The following is a 17743-nucleotide window of genomic DNA, read 5'->3' as shown; positions in this document are numbered from 1 at the left end:
ATTGAACCAGAACGCCCCAAGGAGCGTCATACAATCATCAGCCGCAAAATGAAGGATCGCCGCATGCACAAGATCGAACTACACATTATCGGAAGCCTGCCACCCCCACGCTCTGTTGCCTTTGCCCTGTGGGGCAAGGATTGCGTCTTTGACTCGTTTGGTGACGCCTCCCATCCTGACGACACCAACTGGCGCGAACTGATGCTATGCCTGCGACGCCCAAACCCTGAGACAGGCTTTTATCACTCAGACGAAAGCACCCGCATCGACATCACCCCGAGCAAAAGCGATCGGGACCGGGTGATCCTGTCCTCTCTTTCTTTGGAACTGATCGACAAGATCTGTGTGTTTCTGAAAGACCAAAAGGCCATCAGTCGCAAGGCCTAGATGCTTTCAAGCACCTCGCGGCGGCGCTCATCCTCAGCCGTGCCGGTATTGACCGTGCTGGCCGGTTCCAGCAAAACCACCTCGCATATATCGGTCAGCGCCACCGGGCAATGCTCGACCCCATGCGGCACAACGATGAATTCCCCTTCCTCGACAATCTCTTCACGGTCCCGGAAGCGCATCAGCAGCCGTCCACGATGAACGAGAAACAGCTCGTCTTCCTTTTCGTGGAAATGCCAGGTGAAGGCCCCTTGGAACTTTGCCAGCTTGATCTGCATATTGTTGACCTGTCCGGCCACCCGCGGCGCCCAGCAATCGGAAAAGCCACCGAAAGCCAAATCGAGGCTTTTCTTGCCGAATGGCGACAGATGACCATTGAGCGCAGCAACATCGCGCACGATCGCCGCCAGTTGCGCTTCCACCGGTTCTGATGAGCCAAGATACGCCCCGTCAAGCGCCGCCGTGCCGATGGTAAAGCCCGCCGCTCCCGTTTTGTGGACCGCTGCGATCCGGTCTTTGTCCGCAATCGAGCCCGCGACAATCACCGGCTTGCCAGCCGCCTTGCAAACCGCCGTAATCAAAGCGGGAATGTCCGGCAACTGAGCCCGATAGGCCAGCAGATCAAGCCCATGCACGCCGTCATGGGACGCCAGCGTACGGGCGCTTTCGGCAATCTCGTCAATCGTGCCCTCCAGCACGCTCGGATGGCCCGTAATGTGGCCGGGGAATGGGAAATAGTCAATCGCGCTGCCCGCAATCACCGGCAACACATCTTCCACCCGCGTGCCACCAAGCAGCACATCAACGCCAATATCAACCGCTGCCTTGGCCGAGCGGATTTCGCTCTCCCGGTCCAGCGACACCACCTCAAGATAGGATGTCGCCCCCTTGGCCTTGATCATCTGATTGAGTTCCTTCAAAGCCGGGATCGGCAGTCCGATATCCTTGAAGCCAATATGGCGCACGCCCAGCGACAGGGCGGTGGCGAGATGATCGATCGCATCCTCGACCGTCCGGTCGTCGCGGGTCAGCATGAAAATGAAACGAAGGCCCATCAGACAGTCTCCTCGGCTTTGGTCCGTGTGGCAATCAGGGTGCGGGCATAATCAATCGCCAGCGACAGGCTGCTTTCATCGGCGATTCCCTGCCCGGCAATGTCAAAGGCGGTGCCATGGTCGGGGGACGTGCGAACGAAGGGCAGGCCAAGGGTGATATTGACCCCCTTCTCGACGCCAAGATATTTGACCGGAATCAGCCCCTGATCATGATATTGCGCCACCACCACATCAAACTTGCCACGCCGCGCAGCCATATAAACCGTGTCTCCCGGCCACGGACCGGACACATCCAGCCCCTTGGCACACATGGCTTCAATCGCCGGGGCAATGATGTCGATTTCCTCACGGCCAAACAGCCCGCCTTCCCCGGCATGGGGATTAAGACCCGCCACCGCAATGCGCGGTTTCTCAATGCCCAGCGCCAAGCAGCCTTCATGAGCCAATTCAATCGCGTTGATCTGGGCGGCATAATCGCCGCCCCGAATGGCATCAAGCATCGAGCAATGGATGGTGACCAGAACCGTACGGATTTCGTCATTGGCCAGCATCATAGCCACCCGGTCCGAGCCACCGAAGGCAGCCAGCATTTCCGTATGGCCGGGGAACTTAACCCCTGCTGCCGACAGCGCTTCCTTGTGGATTGGTGCGGTGACAATGCCAGACGCCTGCCCTGTCTTGGCCAGTTCGATGGCTTTGACAATTGCGTCAAACGCCGCCTTGCCGCTCGCCGCTGAAATCTGCCCAACGGGGAAGTCGATATCCGCATCCCCCGTTTCCAGCACATCAACCACCCCATCCTGCAACAGGGCATCCTCGATTTGTGCAATCGGATGGACATCAAGCGGCAGACCAAGGGCTTTGACCGCCTCACGGATCACCGCAGCGCTGCCAGCGATGACACAGTCTGCATTCTTGCCAAGAAGGGATTTGACGGAGATTTCAGGGCCGATCCCGGACGGGTCCCCCATTGTGATGATCAAGGGCGCTTGGGTCATGGGTGAGGCTCCTCATTCGGCATTCTCTGGCCAGACTTTTGCCTGCCCAATCAATCGCCCGCAATCTAAACCGGGAAACGCCCCCCTTCAAGCAATGGATGGACGCCGCACACCATGAACTGCCTTCATTCTCATTTCACGCCCGCCTCACAAGAGACGTTGCAGCAGGATCTCGGCGGTCACAAGAACCGGATTGGCCCCACGTGTTACCCGTCCGCGCAGACCTGCCCCGCCCGCTTCGCCGACAATGACAATCTCCGGGCCACTGTGCTGACCGGGATCCGTCATTCCGGGACCATGAGCAAGCGCATCACGAATGACAAACTCCGTGGCAAATGAGTCAAGCAATCGCCCATCTTCAAAATCCGCACCGACCAGACTGCCAAGCCCATGGACACGCGCCTGCCGCCAGCCAAGCCGAGCGCAAACCGCATCAAGCCCCAACGCCAGATCCTCATTGGGCAACATCCGCAACAACGCGAAATCAGCTTCATTCGACGCTGGCTGCGACAGACTTTTGGGCTTAAACAGGGAAAAATTGCTCTCCGCATCGGGCAATCGTTCAAAACAGGCATCATCCAGCAAAAAGCCGCACGCTATGACATCTTGCGCCAGCATGGTCTCGGCAAACAGCAAATGGCCGAACCGCGTCGCGCCATCAGTTTCGGACCATGAGCCATGGCCATGCAGAAACAAACCGCCATCCGCCTGTCCTACCACCAACCCCAGATGATGAATGAGACCCGGTGCCCTGAGGTGGTGCGTTTGCGAATACCATGCCACGGTCTCAGCCGTGGGTGCCTTGTCCGGAATGACATAAGCCAAAGCATCCACCGATGCAGTCTCCAGCTCCAACCAGCCGCTATAAAGGCCAACATCGGACAGAGCCGCAGCGATGGCCGACTGGAGATCCTGACCGCCTCGCAAAGCCAGCGTCACCGCCCGCCCCCTCGACAGGGCAAAAGGCAGACGCTCGATTTCCTTCGAACCCGGATGGGTCACTGAGCGCGGCACCGACCTCATAGCTCGCCAGCCTCGATTCGCCGCTCAAGCTCTGCCCGGATCAAACGCTTGGCCAGCTTGCCCACCCCGGATTTGGGGATTTCCTGCCAGAAATAGAACTGTTTGGGGATCTTATAGCTCGCCACATGGGCGCGGAGATAGGTTTCCAACTCTTCGGCACTCAGACTATGACCCGGTGTCAGGGTGCAGACTGCAACGCCAATCTCGCCCCATTTCGGGTCCGGCATGCCAAAGATCGCGGTCTCGGTGACCGCCGGATGCTCCAGAATTTTCTCTTCAATCTCAAGCGGATAGATATTGGAGCCGCCAGAAATATACATGTCGGACGCCCGGCCGGTGATATAGAGATAGCCCGCTTCATCCATATGCCCCAGATCGCCCGTTCGGAACCAGCCATCGCGAAAACTCTTGTCATTGGCCTGAGGGTTGCGCCAATAGCCAGCAAAGACCGCCGGGCCAAGTACGCAGATTTCACCCGTCTCCCCGGCGACCAGCGGCTCACCTTCTGGCCCCAGAATTTCCACCTGCATCCCCGTGCGGGCAAAACCGCAGGTCCCGACACGCATGTCAGCCCCGACACTATGCTCATAGGTTGGCAATTGGGTGATGGTGCCCGTCACCTCCCCAAGACCGAAATATTGCACAATCACCGGCCCCAGCGCCTCCAAAGCGGTGATCTGATCGGCGCGATACATCGGAGCGCCCGCATAAACGATATGACGCAAGCTGCTTTGATCATGATCCGCAAGTTGGGGCGCTTCGACCATCATTTTCAGGATCGTCGGCACGGTGAACATCGTGCAGACCCGCCAAGTCTCAATCAAAGACCAGATTTCTCCCGCATCGAAGCCGGGAGCCGCAGGCAGGATCGTTGCTGCCCCGCGCGCCACCATCAGCATTTGATGCAGCCCTGCGCCATGGGTCAGGGGAGCCACCACAATGGACGCATCCTCAGGGGTGATCCCAGGCACCAAATCGGCCAGATGATTGTTGATCACAAAGCCCAGTTGCCCATGGGTCAGCATTGCCGCTTTTGGCTTCCCCGTTGTCCCTGAGGTGAAAAACAGCCAGCAGAGATCATCGCGATCAACCGCAGCAAGCGGCGGAACCTCGCCATCATATTGCGTAATCAGGCTTTCAATATCCGGCCCGAAGTCCGACGCCCCAATCGACAATCGCGTCTCGATGTTTGGAGCGTCAATCGCCGCATGCTCTGGATAGGCCGCGTTGCACAGCATCACCTTGGCCCCGGACAATTCCGCCATCCAAGCAAAGTCCCCCGGCGCACAGCGGAAATTGGCAGGCACCCAGATGGCACCCAACCGCAGGCAGGCATAGAAGGATTCAAACAACTGATTGCAGTTCTGTGACTGGATTAACACCCGATCGCCCTTGCGCACACCAGCGGTTTCTGCCAGTACGCCGGCCATCCGCTTGACCCGGTCATCAAAGGCTTGCCAGTCCCAGACAGTCTCCCCCCAGACAAAGGCTGGCCTGTTCGGCAGGCGGCGTCCCTGCTGTTCAACATAATGGGCCAGATTCATCGTTCTGGTTGACCATGGCATGCGTATGTTGGCGCTCATGCGCGTCTTCTCCCCCTGATAGCATCGCCCGGCAAACACGCTCCCAGGATGAATGCTTGTTGCAGTCTTTTGCCTCGGGATGCGTTGGCCGATCCCTTCTCCGTGCGTTCCTCCCACGCGGACAAAGGATTGATTTTGTTTACAAAGCCAACCATCGCCAAAAGCTCCGGACCTGTCAAACATCTTTCGTACTTTCCGGTCACGATTGAAGGGCCGTGCTGAACAGAAAGGCCGCAATCACCATTTCTGAGAATTTCGCATTTCTGCTCTTTAAATTGTAAACTGATTGGTGTACCCATAGAGATCGCCCAACCAAAAAGTAAACCTTTGTGTTTACATTCTTTGGAGAATGACTGTTGGAGAATGACTGATTGAAGCTCAAAGACCGAAAGAGACAGGATATCCTCGACGCTGCACTGGTTGAATTCGGTGAAATCGGCTTTGCTGCCGCACGGATCAACCGCATTGCCGAGCTGGCTTCGGTTTCAAAGCGCACCCTGTATAATCACTTTGAAAGCAAGGAAGCTCTGTTCGACGCGATCATCGACAAGCTGCTGGCCGATGCAAGATGCTTCCAAATTGCTGAACATGATCCCGAAACGTCAATCGAAAGCCAACTGCGCAAGACCGCAATGGCCTATTTACCCTTCATCGAAGACAGCAACCATCTGGCATTGGCCCGGGTGGTGACCTCCGAATTCATTCGCAACCCGAAAATGAGCCGCCGCCTGTTTGAGCGCGACCGGGTGCGACAAGGCCCCTTTACCAATCTCATCGCCGAGGCGATGCAGGCCGGAAAACTGAAACAAGCCGATGCGGGCTACGCCGCCACGCAATTTATGGCATCCATCAAGGCCTTTCTTTACTGGCCGCAATTGATGGCGGGCACAGACCTGCCCTCAGACGAGCAAATTAACAAGATCATTGACGACGCCGTGACAATGTTCATGGCCCTCTACAAACCGGACAAATGAAACAGCCTCTCTGATGGAAACAGGCCGTATGATCTCGGCGCTATCCAGCAGAAGCAAGCAACCAAGAACAAATGCAATAGACCGCGGGAACAGCCTCACAAAATGTCTGCTGTCTGGCTCCCAACCAACCACAGCAGCTTGGCCCGGCGTCTACCGAACAACCCTATGCGAGAACAAACAATGGCCCTTTCCTCACAGATACGCCGATTGATTCTTTCCGCCTCCGCCACCTCCATGCTGGCCTTGGCATTCCCAGCACTGGCCCAAGCTCCCGGCGGACAGCGGCCTCCGTCTCCGGTCACCATCCAGACCATCAAACTTGAAGACATTCCGCTCACCGTTACCCTGCCGGGTCGCGTCTCTGCGTCCCGCGAGGCCGAAGTTCGCCCGCAGGTGCAGGGGATTGTTACCAAGCGCCTGTTTGACGAAGACGATCTCGTGGCGGTCGGCGATCCACTCTATCAGATTGACCCGGCCACCTATGAAGCGCAGGTCAGCCGTGCAAAAGCCCAGTTGGCACAGGCCGAAGCCCAATTGGCTCTGGCCAAGGCTGAAGAGGCCCGCCAGAACCAGCTGCTTGAACGCAAATTGGTCAGCACGCAGGCCTTTGAGACCACCATTGCCAGCCGCAAATCGGCTGAAGCTCAGGTTCAGTCCGCTCAGGCCGAGTTGAAAAGCGCCCAGATCAACCTTGATCGCACCGTCATCAAGGCACCGCTCGCAGGCGTCATCGGCTTCTCACAGATCAACGAGGGCGCACTGGTTTCCAGTTCGTCAGCCTCTGCCATGGCCATCATCCGCACCGTCAATCCGGTGCATGTGGATGTAACCCAGTCCGCTGCAGAAATTCTGGCCTTCAGACGCGCCAACAAGGACAAAGACAGCAACAACCGTGAAGCCACCCTCATTCTGGCCGATGGATCAACCTACGAATTGAAGGGCCAGCTGGCCGCCGCCGACACGCAGGTCGATCAGGCGACCGGTGTTCTGACCCTGCGTATGGAATTTGCCAATCCTGATCGCTTGCTGATTCCGGGCATGTATGTCCGCGTCCGCCTGCAACAGGGCATGGTCAAACAGGGTGCGAAAGTGCCGCAAAAGGCTGTCATGCGCGACCGCCGGGGCCAGCCGATGGCTTGGGTCGTCAACAAGGACAATGTCATCGAGCCACGTCCGTTGACCGTCGTACAGGATCAGGGCAACCAATGGATCGTTTCCGAAGGGATTGTGGAAGGTGACCGCCTGATGGTGGATGGCTTTGCCAAAGCCCGTCCGGGTGCCACCGTTGCCCCTCAGGAAGCGGGAGCGGCTCCGGCAGCACCGCAGGCCGGAGCCCCCAAAGGGGCGCCCGAGGCTGATTCCGATGCCAAATCCAAGGCAGAATAAGGGAACCGAACATGGCACGTTTCTTCATTGACCGGCCCGTCTTTGCCTGGGTGATCTCGTTTCTGATCATGGGCATCGGCGTGCTTTCCATCTTCACTCTGCCGATATCGCAATATCCGCAGATCGCCTCGCCATCCGTCCGGGTGTCAGCCACCTATCCCGGCGCCTCCGCCGAGACGGTCGAAAGCACCGTGACCCAGATTCTCGAACAGCAGATGACGGGCCTTGATGGCTTGCGCTATATGTCCTCCAGTTCGTCTGCCAACGGTCAGGCCGAATTGACCATAACATTCGAGACAGGCACCGACCCTGACATTGCGCAGGTTCAGGTCCAGAACAAGGTCTCTCAGGCCGACCCTCTGCTGCCCGATGTCGTAAAGCGACAGGGTGTAAGCGTTCAGAAATCCTCCGCCGGCTTCCTGATGGTCATCGGTCTGATTTCCGAAGACGGCAAACTGGAACAGACAGACCTGTCCGACTATCTCAATTCCAACATTGTCGACGAAATCAGCCGTTTGGAAGGTGTTGGCTCGGTGCGCGTCTTTGGTGCGCCTTACGCCATGCGCATCTGGCTCGACCCGGCCAAGCTCAGAGCCTATGAACTGGCTCCATCGGATGTTCTCAATGCGGTGTCCGCTCAGAACGCCCAGATCACCGCCGGTCAGTTCGGCTCGCGCCCGGCCCCTGCTGGCCAGCAATTGAACGCCACCATCACGGCCCAGTCTCTGCTTCAGACCCCGGAAGATTTCGAACAGATCGTTCTACGAGCTGACGAAGATGGCGGTCTGGTGCTGCTGCGTGATGTTGCACGGGTCGAAATTGGTGCCCAGAATTACAGTGCAATCGCTCGCTACAATGCCCAGCCAGCCTCTGGTATGGCCGTTCAGCTGGCCTCCGGCGCCAACGCCCTGTCCACCGCCCGTCTGGTCAAGGAACGGATCGAAGAACTGTCCCAGTTCTTCCCCGAGGGCGTGACATACACCATTCCATACGACACCACTCCCTTCGTCGAGCTGTCGATCGAGGAAGTGGTCAAAACCTTGTTCGAGGCCATTGGCCTTGTCTTCCTGGTGATGCTGCTCTTCTTGCAGAATCTACGGGCCACCCTCATCCCCACCCTCGCTGTACCTGTCGTTCTGCTCGGCACATTCGGCGTGCTGGCCGCAGCTGGTTTCTCCATCAACGTTCTGACCATGCTGGCCATGGTGCTGGCCATTGGCCTGTTGGTGGATGATGCCATCGTCGTGGTGGAGAATGTGGAACGCATCATGGAAGAGGAAGGCCTATCCCCGCGCGACGCGACGCGCAAATCGATGGGACAGATTTCCGGCGCCCTGATCGGTATCGCGATGGTGCTCTCGGCGGTGTTTGTGCCAATGGCCTTCTTCGGCGGCTCCACCGGCGTCATCTACAAGCAGTTCTCCATCACCATCGTCTCGGCGATGTTCCTCTCGGTCGTGGTCGCCTTGACCCTGACGCCAGCCCTTTGCGCCACCATCCTCAAACCCGTCAAGCATGGTGCCAAGGATCGCGGTCTGACGGGCCTGTTCAACCGCGGCTTCAACGGCCTGACCAATGGTTATGCCAGCGCAGCAGGGCGGGTTGCCCGTCTTCCGGTGCTGTTTGTCATCATCTATCTGGGCCTGTCCAGCGGCATGGGTTGGCTGTTTGACAAAACCCCGACCGGCTTCTTGCCGGACGAGGATCAGGGCATCATGTTTGCCCTCATTCAAGCCCCTTCCGGCTCCACCGCAGAACATACGCTGGGTGTGGTCAAACAAGCCGAACAGCATTTTCTGGCGCAAGACAATGTCCAGTCGCTGTTCTCGGTTGTCGGCTTCTCGTTCGGTGGTTCGGGCCAGAATGCCGGCATGGCCTTCGTCCGGATGAAAGACTGGTCACTGCGTCCCGGTCCGCAAAATAGTGTGCAGGCCGAAGCAGGCAAAGCCTTTGGTGCCCTGATGCGGGTACAGGGGGCGATGGTCTTCCCGATCGTTCCCCCTGCCGTTATCGAGTTGGGCAACGCCTCGGGCTTTGACTTCTATCTGCAGGCTCGCGATGGCCAAAGCCATGAAGAATTGACCAATGCCCGCAACCAGTTGATGGGCATGGTATCCCAAAGCCCGCTGATCGGCTCGATCCGACCCAGCGGTCTGGAAGATGCCGCCCAATACAAGATCGACATCGACTGGCGGCGCGCCGGGGCGATGGGGGTTTCGGCTGCCGACGTATCCAACTTGCTGTCGGTTGCCTGGGCAGGTCGCTATGTCAACGACTTCCTTGATCGTGGCCGCATCAAGCGCGTCATCATTCAGGGTGAAGCCGATGCCCGTGCCACGCCGGAAAGCCTGAAAGACTGGCGTGTCCGCAATGCATCCGGTGGTTTCGTGCCATTCAACAACTTCTCCGATGGCAAATGGAATTTCGGGGCACAGGGGCTCTATCGCTACAATGGTGTGCCCGCTCTGCAGTTACAGGGCGCGCCAAAGCCGGACGTTTCGACCGGTGAGGCCATGGCGGAAGTCGAACGCCTTGCCGCGCAATTGCCACCGGGCTACCGCATTGCCTGGAACGGGCTGTCGCTCGAAGAACGCGAGTCGGGCGATCAGGCTCCACTGCTCTATGCCTTGTCTCTGGCGGTGGTGTTCCTGTCCCTTGCGGCGCTTTATGAGAGCTGGGCCATTCCGATGGCGGTCATTTTGGCCATGCCGCTGGGTGTGCTCGGTGCGTTGATTGCGGCCTATCTGGGCGGTCACGCCAATGACGTCTTCTTCCAGGTGGGTCTGTTGACCACCATCGGCCTCACCGGCAAGAACGCCATTCTGATCGTCGAATTTGCCCGAGACAGGCAACGACTGGGAGACACGGCACTCGCCGCTGCGGTGGAAGCAACCAAGCAGCGCTTCCGCCCGATCATCATGACGTCTCTCGCCTTCTCGCTTGGCGTCCTGCCACTCGTCATCTCGACGGGTGCAGGGGCTGCGGGCCGTCAGGCAATTGGGACGGGCGTGCTCGGCGGCATGATCGCGGCCACCATTCTGGTGGTCCTGTTCACGCCACTCTTCTATGTCCTGATCCGCAAGATCGCTCCCTTCAAGGAAGCCCCTGCGGATTAACAGCGACGCAATTTGGCACGAAAAAGGCCCTCTCCTTGATTGGAGGGGGCCTTTTTCATATCCGGATCAGGCCGAAGCCTCACATATGGGTCAGCAGCATATTCTGGTCGAGCAAATAGCGCACCAGCAGCGGCAGGCTTGCCGCCCCCAACGCCCGAGCCGGTGCACCGAGGCTGCCCTCAAGGATCACCGGTGTTGCAATGCCGCTCCAGCTTTTTTGCTCCTGCGCCAAGCGCACCTTGTCGATCAGCTTCTCGCGGATGTTGGCCGGCATCGTGCCGTCGATGATCACCACCTCGATATCAAGGATCGCGGTCGCATTGGCAATGGCCAACGCCAGATAATGGGCAGCCTTGTCGAGCCACTCTTCCAGCACATCACCCAACTCTGTCCAGTCAAATGAGCTTTGCTGCAACAGGGTCGGATCCAGCCCCCGCTCCTTGAGGATTGCCTCAAGGAAATAGAGCGAGGCATAATCGATCAGCTGTGCCTCTTCTGCTCCAGGTTCTGGCAGTGGCAGAGAGGCCAACGCCCCGGCATTGCGGGTGCGACCGGAATAGATCGAATTGTTGAGCGCTATGCCACCACCAACAAAGGTGCCGACAAAGATATAGAGAAAGTCACTGAACTCGATGCCGCGTCCGAAGGAAATCTCCGCGCCGCACGCCGCCGTCCCGTCATTCTGCGTGAAAGTTGGATATCCGGCGCGCTCCTCAAGCTGCTCGGCGAAATCAAAATCCTTCCAGACCGCCATCGTGCCTTCCGGTGCGCCAATTTTCTCTTCCCAGTCCCACAGATGGAAGGGCATCGCAATGCCGATCCCGGCAATCTTGTCGCGCCCCTCTTCCACGATCGCCTGTACCAGATCCTTGATCCCCTGCACAGCAAAGGCCAGCACCATGTCCGGCATCGGATAGCTATAGGTGATCTGGATTGCCCGAACAGTGGAGCCGACAAAATCTATCAGCACCAAATCGGCACTGCGTCGCCCCACCTTCAAACCAAAGGAATAGGCCCCTTCCGGATTGAGCGCCATCGGCACCGAAGGTTGCCCGACGCGCCCACGCACAGGGTCACCCTTAAGCAACAGGCCGTCCTTTTCCAGCTCGCGAATGATCACCGACACCGCCTGCGCCGAAAGACCGGAGCGTTTGGTAATTTCGGATTTTGCCAAGGCCCCATGGCGTTTGATCAGCGACAGCACGAGCCGTTCATTATAGGCCCTGACCTTGCGCTGGTTGAAGCCCCCTGCGGAGCCGCGGGTTCGGCCTGAACGGGATACCAATTTGACCATTCCTCCCGGCCTCAACCTGTGACGACATCAAACAGATGCCAGTGGGCCGTGTCTTTTTCATTGCAACGTCTCAAGTCTCTGAACGCACCGTCGATCGAACAAAGCATGTGCGATGCCGTCTCGACAGGCTTTTGGATATGATTCCAGCGACTTGAACAAGTCCCCCCAAATGCCCCGTCCGTGCTGAAAGACGACAAGCCGGGGCATGATAGGTCTGGATTTTTCCATAATCCATGAAACAGATCAAATAATTAAATTAAGAAGACTTATTGACCGACATTCTCCGGATAGATTCTCAAACCAGCTGACGCAAAGCGCACTCATTCGAGGCATATTTCTCATCCTGCGGCGAAAATCCCCCTAGCATCTGCGCTTCTACGCACAACAATTAACACTTTTTATGGATTTAATCCTCCGTAAAAACCGCTTTCATGGACGCGACTTATGGAGTTTTCATGACAAACCGACTTCTTTTTCCGTTGTATCGATGAAATTTTGATCAGAATCAAATATCAATTGCCTAATAAATCATATAAGTAGATTTATTATCCCGCCAGCCTGCAGACCTGCAAAACAGATCTTGCAAGGAAAGTGGCAGCGAAGAGGACAGCAGCCAGTAAGGCGCTCTTACGGGAACAATCGGAGGACAGCATGCAGTTCAAGGAATCAGCAATCGAGATCGGCGCCACGGCCGCAACCAAAGCCGAAGCCATCGCCAAGGTTGGTGCATTGCTGGTCAAGTCGGGCAATATCGAGCCGGGCTATATCGAGAGCATGATGGCCCGTGAAGAGGTCGCCAACACCTTCCTTGGCAATGGCATTGCCATCCCCCACGGCATTCCCAAAGACCGCGAGCTGATCCTTGAGACCGGCGTCGCCGTGCTCCAGCTGCCCGAAGGCGTTGAATGGAATGACGGCGGCTTGGCCCATCTGGTGGTCGGCATTGCCGCCAAAAGCGACGAACATCTGACCGTCCTCTCCAATTTGACCGATGTGCTTGGTGACCCCGAAGAAGCAGCCCGCCTTGCCCAGACCAAGGATGCAAGCGAAATCGCCATGCGCCTATCTGGAGGCAACGTCGTCAAAGCCGATGAGCCGACCGAAAGGCCAGAAGATTTCGACGAAGGCTTTGACTATACCATCACCAGCCCGCACGGCCTGCATGCCCGTCCGGCCACGGCCCTGATCGACCTTGCCAAAAGCTTTGACGCCAATATCCGCGTCCGCAACGGCATGAAGGCTGGCGACGCGAAAAGCCTGATCGGCCTTTTAAAGCTCGGCATTGATCACGGCTCAACCATCCGTGTCAGCGCCGAAGGGCCTGATGCCATCAAGGCGCTGGCCGCCATCCAGACCGCCTTTGAAAATGGACTTGAAGACGAAGAAGAAGCCGCAAGCGAAGCCTCCCCCGCTTCTATGGGTCCCCACCCTGTCGCGCAGTATCAAGGCACGGTGATTGCTGGCATTTCCGCCTCCCCCGGCATTGCAATCGGCCCGCTGAAGCATTTTCAGCGTGGGCGCATTGTTGTCGAGGAGAAAGCGGCCAATGACAGTGGTTCCGAGCAGGCTCGCCTTGATGCTGCGCTGACAGCGGCTCGCACCGAACTGTCCGAGCTCTATACCGACATGCTCAACAAATCCGGCGCTGGCAAAGCCGCCATCTTCAAGGCCCAGACCGAATTTCTCGACGATCCGGAAATGATCGCCGAAGTGCGCAAGCTGATCGACATGGGCCACAGTGCCGGTTGGTCCTGGCAGCAGATTTATCAAGAACATGCCGCTTCGCTGGCTGCTATGAAAGAGGAAATCCTCGCCGCCCGCGCGCTCGATCTGCGCGATGTGGGCCGTCGCCTCCTCAAGCTGCTGGCCGACAAGGTGGAAGACGATCCGGATCTGCCAGACAGCCCGGTCATCCTCATCGCCGACGACCTGACCCCGTCTGACACGGCAGGTCTTGACACCAAACTCGTTCTTGGCCTCTGCACGGCCTCGGGCGGTCCAACCTCCCACACTGCCATCATTGCGCGTTCCATGGACATTCCCGCCGTGGTTGGCGCTGGCAAGGACTGCCTGTCCCTTCAGGATGGCAACGACATCATTCTCGATGGCTCTTCGGGACTGCTCGTTGCCGCACCAACTGATGCGGATCACAAGGCCGCTGCAGAGGCCCAACACCTTCATGCCGCCCAGATCGAAGCCGAACGGCTGGCCTGCTACCAGCCAGCCATCATGCAAGATGGCAGCCGGGTGGAAGTGGTTGCCAATATCGGCAGCGTCGACGAGGCCTCTGCCGCCATCGAAGCGGGCGGCGAAGGCGTTGGCCTGCTGCGCACCGAATTCCAGTTCCTCCAGCGGGCGTCAGAGCCGAACGAAGACGAGCAATATGAAGCCCTCTGCGCCATGCTCAAAGCCATGGATGGGCTGCCAATAATTGTCCGCACACTGGATATTGGTGGCGATAAGGATGTGCCTTATCTGCGCATGCCCGAAGAAATGAACCCCTTCCTCGGCGTGCGCGGCATCCGCCTGTGCCTCTTGCAGGAAGAGCTGTTCCGCCGCCAATTGCGTGCCATTTTCCGAGCTTCGGCTCACGGCCCGCTGCGTCTGATGTATCCAATGATCGCGACGATTGACGAGTTACGGGCTGCCAAACGGATCACCGAAGAGGTCCGCATCGAGGTAGGGGCCGAGCCAATCGAAATCGGCATGATGATCGAAATCCCATCTGCCGTGATGATGGCAGAAGAACTGGCCCGTGAGGTCGACTTCTTCTCCATCGGCACCAACGATCTGACCCAATATGCCTTGGCCATGGACCGGATGCATCCGCAATTGGCGAAAATGGCCGACGGGCTCGACCCGGCTGTTCTGCGCCTGATCCGCAAAACCGTCGAAGCCGCAGATGCCGCCGGCATCTGGGTGGGTGCTTGTGGCGGCATTGCGGGCGATCCGCTCGGCGCCGACATCCTCACTGGCCTCGGCGTCAAGGAACTAAGCGTCAGCATCCCTGCGATTGCTGCGGTCAAGGCCCGCATTCGCTCCCGCTCGATGGCAGAAGCCCAATCGATTGCCTATCAGGCCCTAGGCTGCCACAGCGCCGCCGATGTCCGTAAGCTTGGCTGAGGAAAGCGGGAGGATCAAATCATGAGCAAGCATCCAACCATCGCAACCGTCACCCTCAATCCGGCGATTGATCAGACGGTCCAAATCCCAAACTTCGCCGCAGGCGACGTCAACCGCATTGCCGAACAGCAGCTCGATGCGGGCGGCAAGGGCGTTAATGTGGCGAGCTTCCTCTCCCATATGGGCCACGAAATCGCTGCCACGGGCATTTTGGGCGCTGACAATGCGGGCATTTTCGAGCAGCTCTTTGCCCGTCAGGCCATCGCCGATCACTTTGTCCGCCTGCCTGGTCTGACCCGCGTCAATATGAAGATCGTCGACGGGGTGAAACTCGAAATCACCGACATCAACGCGCCGGGCCTTGCCAACAGTCAAGCAGCCCTCGCCGAGCTTGAAGCCCAAATTGAGGCTTTGTGTGCGGCAGGTGTCGAGACCTTTGTGCTGGCTGGCAGTCTGCCTGCCGACCTGCCCGCCACCATCTATCGCGACCTGACCGAACACCTCAAAGCCAAGGGCAAAAAAGTCGCGCTTGACGCCAGCGGCCCGTCCTTCGCGGCGGCTTTGGAAGCCGGACCCGACATCATCAAGCCCAATATCAGCGAATTGGCCGAACTGGTTGGTCGCCCGCTTTCCTCCCCTCAAGAGGTGGTGGCAGCGGCCCGCGAAGCAACCGCAGGCAAGGTTGAACTGATCGCCGTCTCCATGGGCGAGCAAGGCGCCATCTTCATCAACAAGGATGAAGTGCTGCTGGCCCAGCCGCCAAAGGCCAACGTCAAAAGCACGGTCGGAGCAGGCGATGCCATGGTATCCGGCATCATTGATGCCCGGAGCAAGGGCTTTTCCCTCGCGGACCTTGGCCGTCTGGCAACAGGATTTTCTCTGGGAGCGCTCGGCGAAATCGGGCCGCATCTGCCCCCGCGTGACACAATCGAGGCCTTTGCCACGCAAGTGACCATTGAGCCTTTGGATTTTTGAGAGGAGACAAACGACAATGGCAAAGATTGTCGGTGTAACGGCCAATCGCGATAGCGAGCCACACACAAGAATGGCATCAGAAGCCCTGCGCATAGTCGCAGAGGATGCAGGCCATTCCATCAGCATCGAATGTCAGGGCCCGAACGGGGTCACCACCCCGCTCTCACAGGACCAGATCGACAGCGCGGATCTCGCCATCCTCGCCATCGACCAGAGCATTGATCAGACCCGCTTTGAGGGCCTGAAGACCACCATTACGACAACCAGTGCCGCGATCCGGAAGACCGAAGACATCCTCTCGGACGCACTGAAAATTGCCGGATTTCCGGCCCCAAACACGCGTGATTCGAAGCAGGAGGAAGCCGTGTCTACGTCAGAATCATCCAAAAAGCGCATTGTCGCTGTGACGTCATGCCCAACGGGCATCGCCCACACCTTCATGGCCGCTGACGCCCTCAAGAAAAAGGGCGCCGCTGAAGGCTATGACATCAAAGTCGAGACGCAAGGCTCCGTTGGCGCCAAAGACCAGCTGACCGCCGAAGACATCGCGGCCGCTGATCTGGTGATCATCTCTGCCGACACCCATGTCGACGAAAGCCGTTTTGCAGGCAAGCCGATTTATCGCACCTCGGTCGGCGCCTCGGTCAAGGATGCAAGCGCCGTCATCAAGGCAGCCTTTGCAGAAGCCGAAACCGCAGCCCCTGCTGCAGCCGGCAGCGAAGGCTCCATGCAGTCTGTCGCCGAAGCCAAGGCCGCCCTTCAGGCCAAACGCAGCGGCCCTTACAAGCATCTTCTGACCGGCGTGTCCTACATGCTGCCCGTCGTGGTGGCCGGTGGTCTGCTGATCGCCCTGTCCTTCGTCTTCGGCATCGAAGCCTTTAAAGAAGAAGGCACCCTTGCTGCCGCTCTGATGGCCATTGGTGGCGGCGCTGCCTTCAAATTGATGGTTCCGGTTCTGGCTGGCTTCATGGCCTATTCCATCGCCGACCGTCCCGGCCTCACCCCCGGCCTGATCGGTGGCCTGCTGGCCGTCAATCTTGGCGCAGGCTTCCTTGGCGGCATTCTGGCCGGTTTCCTTGCCGGTTATGTGGCCCTTTGGCTCAAAGACAATATCAAGCTGCCATCATCCCTTGAAGGCCTGATGCCAATCCTCATTCTGCCATTGCTCTCCACCGCGATTGTCGGCCTTCTGATGGTCTATGTCATCGGCGAACCGGTTCGTTACATCAACGAAAGCCTGACCGCCATGCTGCAGAGCATGGGTCAGACCAACGCAGTGCTGCTCGGTCTTGTCCTTGGTGCCATGATGGCCTTCGATATGGGTGGCCCGGTCAACAAAGCCGCCTATGCCTTCTCGGTTGGCCTGCTGACCAGCGACACCTTTGCCCCAATGGCTGCCGTCATGGCCGCTGGCATGACCCCTCCTCTGGGTTTGGCTCTGGCCACCGTTGTTGCCAAAAACCGCTTCACCGACGATGAGCGTGAAGCTGGCAAAGCCGCAGCCGTCCTTGGCCTCTCCTTCATCACTGAAGGCGCTATTCCTTACGCTGCAAAAGATCCACTGCGGGTGATCCCATCCATCATGATCGGCTCTGCGGTCACCGGCGCCCTGTCGATGTTCTTTGCCGCAGGCCTGCGTGCACCACACGGCGGAGCCTTCGTTCTGGCGATCCCGAATGCGGTCAGCAACCTGCCCATGTATATCCTCTCGATCGTCATCGGCACACTGATCACCACGGCCCTTCTGATTGCCTTGAAGCGTCCGATCAACGAAGCTGCTGTCCCTGCAGAATAAGTCGAAATCAGCAAACGACAAGCAAGAGAAAAGG

Annotated in this window: 12 protein-coding genes; 7 read left to right on the top strand and 5 right to left on the bottom strand. The window is 58.2% G+C overall.

Going from position 1 to position 17743, the window contains the following annotated elements; all coding sequences use genetic code 11:
- The first annotated feature begins 63 nt into the window (after nt 1-63).
- Nucleotides 64-387, top strand: coding sequence for a hypothetical protein (locus tag FDK21_RS03415; RefSeq protein ID WP_138147515.1), 324 nt, complete (start codon nt 64-66; stop codon nt 385-387).
- On the opposite strand, the gene FDK21_RS21055 is transcribed toward FDK21_RS03415, so the two are convergent.
- From FDK21_RS21055 to FDK21_RS03395, 4 genes are all read right to left on the bottom strand, one after another.
- On the bottom strand, nt 384-1442 hold the full coding sequence (locus tag FDK21_RS21055) for a cupin domain-containing protein (protein ID WP_138147514.1): 1059 nt from the start codon (nt 1440-1442) through the stop codon (nt 384-386). The two genes, FDK21_RS03415 and FDK21_RS21055, sit on opposite strands and share 4 nt — an antisense overlap.
- Nucleotides 1442-2440, bottom strand: a complete 999-nt coding sequence (gene pdxA / locus FDK21_RS03405) for a 4-hydroxythreonine-4-phosphate dehydrogenase PdxA (RefSeq protein WP_138147513.1) — start codon at nt 2438-2440, stop codon at nt 1442-1444. The genes FDK21_RS21055 and pdxA overlap by 1 nt, the downstream gene beginning before the upstream one ends.
- A 147-nt stretch (nt 2441-2587) precedes the next feature.
- Complete coding sequence (locus FDK21_RS03400; RefSeq protein WP_138147512.1) at nt 2588-3463, bottom strand: hypothetical protein; 876 nt, start codon at nt 3461-3463, stop codon at nt 2588-2590.
- On the bottom strand, nt 3460-5046 hold the full coding sequence (locus tag FDK21_RS03395) for an acyl-CoA synthetase (RefSeq protein WP_138147511.1): 1587 nt from the start codon (nt 5044-5046) through the stop codon (nt 3460-3462). Before FDK21_RS03395 ends, FDK21_RS03400 begins: the two co-directional genes overlap by 4 nt.
- A 371-nt stretch (nt 5047-5417) precedes the next feature.
- Here FDK21_RS03395 and FDK21_RS03390 point away from each other — a divergent pair, with 371 nt between their 5' ends.
- From FDK21_RS03390 to FDK21_RS03380, 3 genes are all read left to right on the top strand, one after another.
- Nucleotides 5418-6020, top strand: a complete 603-nt coding sequence (locus tag FDK21_RS03390; protein WP_114009172.1) for a TetR/AcrR family transcriptional regulator — start codon at nt 5418-5420, stop codon at nt 6018-6020.
- 180 nt (nt 6021-6200) lie between these two features.
- Nucleotides 6201-7406, top strand: coding sequence for an efflux RND transporter periplasmic adaptor subunit (locus tag FDK21_RS03385; RefSeq protein ID WP_114009173.1), 1206 nt, complete (start codon nt 6201-6203; stop codon nt 7404-7406).
- 11 nt (nt 7407-7417) lie between these two features.
- The gene (locus FDK21_RS03380; protein ID WP_138147510.1) at nt 7418-10522 is read left to right on the top strand and encodes an efflux RND transporter permease subunit; all 3105 of its coding nucleotides are present in this window, start codon (nt 7418-7420) and stop codon (nt 10520-10522) included.
- 79 nt (nt 10523-10601) lie between these two features.
- Here FDK21_RS03380 and FDK21_RS03375 read toward each other — a convergent pair whose 3' ends face one another.
- Entirely contained in the window at nt 10602-11816 is a 1215-nt protein-coding gene (locus FDK21_RS03375) for an ROK family transcriptional regulator (RefSeq protein ID WP_138147509.1), read from the bottom strand.
- Nucleotides 11817-12467: 651 nt separating this feature from the next.
- Between FDK21_RS03375 and ptsP the strand changes: the two genes are divergently transcribed.
- The 3 genes from ptsP to FDK21_RS03360 are packed head-to-tail and all read left to right on the top strand — an operon-like array spanning nt 12468 to nt 17709.
- Nucleotides 12468-14939 carry a phosphoenolpyruvate--protein phosphotransferase gene (ptsP, locus tag FDK21_RS03370; RefSeq protein WP_138147508.1) on the top strand — a complete coding sequence of 824 codons (2472 nt, stop codon included), beginning with the start codon at nt 12468-12470 and terminating at the stop codon, nt 14937-14939.
- A 21-nt stretch (nt 14940-14960) separates the two neighbouring features.
- Nucleotides 14961-15914, top strand: a complete 954-nt coding sequence (gene pfkB / locus FDK21_RS03365) for a 1-phosphofructokinase (RefSeq protein ID WP_138147507.1) — start codon at nt 14961-14963, stop codon at nt 15912-15914.
- A 16-nt stretch (nt 15915-15930) separates the two neighbouring features.
- Nucleotides 15931-17709, top strand: a complete 1779-nt coding sequence (locus tag FDK21_RS03360) for a PTS fructose-like transporter subunit IIB (RefSeq protein ID WP_138147506.1) — start codon at nt 15931-15933, stop codon at nt 17707-17709.
- Nucleotides 17710-17743 lie beyond the last annotated feature (34 nt).

The organism is Cohaesibacter sp. CAU 1516, from assembly GCF_005771485.1.
Lineage (GTDB): Bacteria > Pseudomonadota > Alphaproteobacteria > Rhizobiales > Cohaesibacteraceae > Cohaesibacter > Cohaesibacter intestini.
This window is presented reverse-complemented; position numbering and strand designations above follow the sequence as displayed.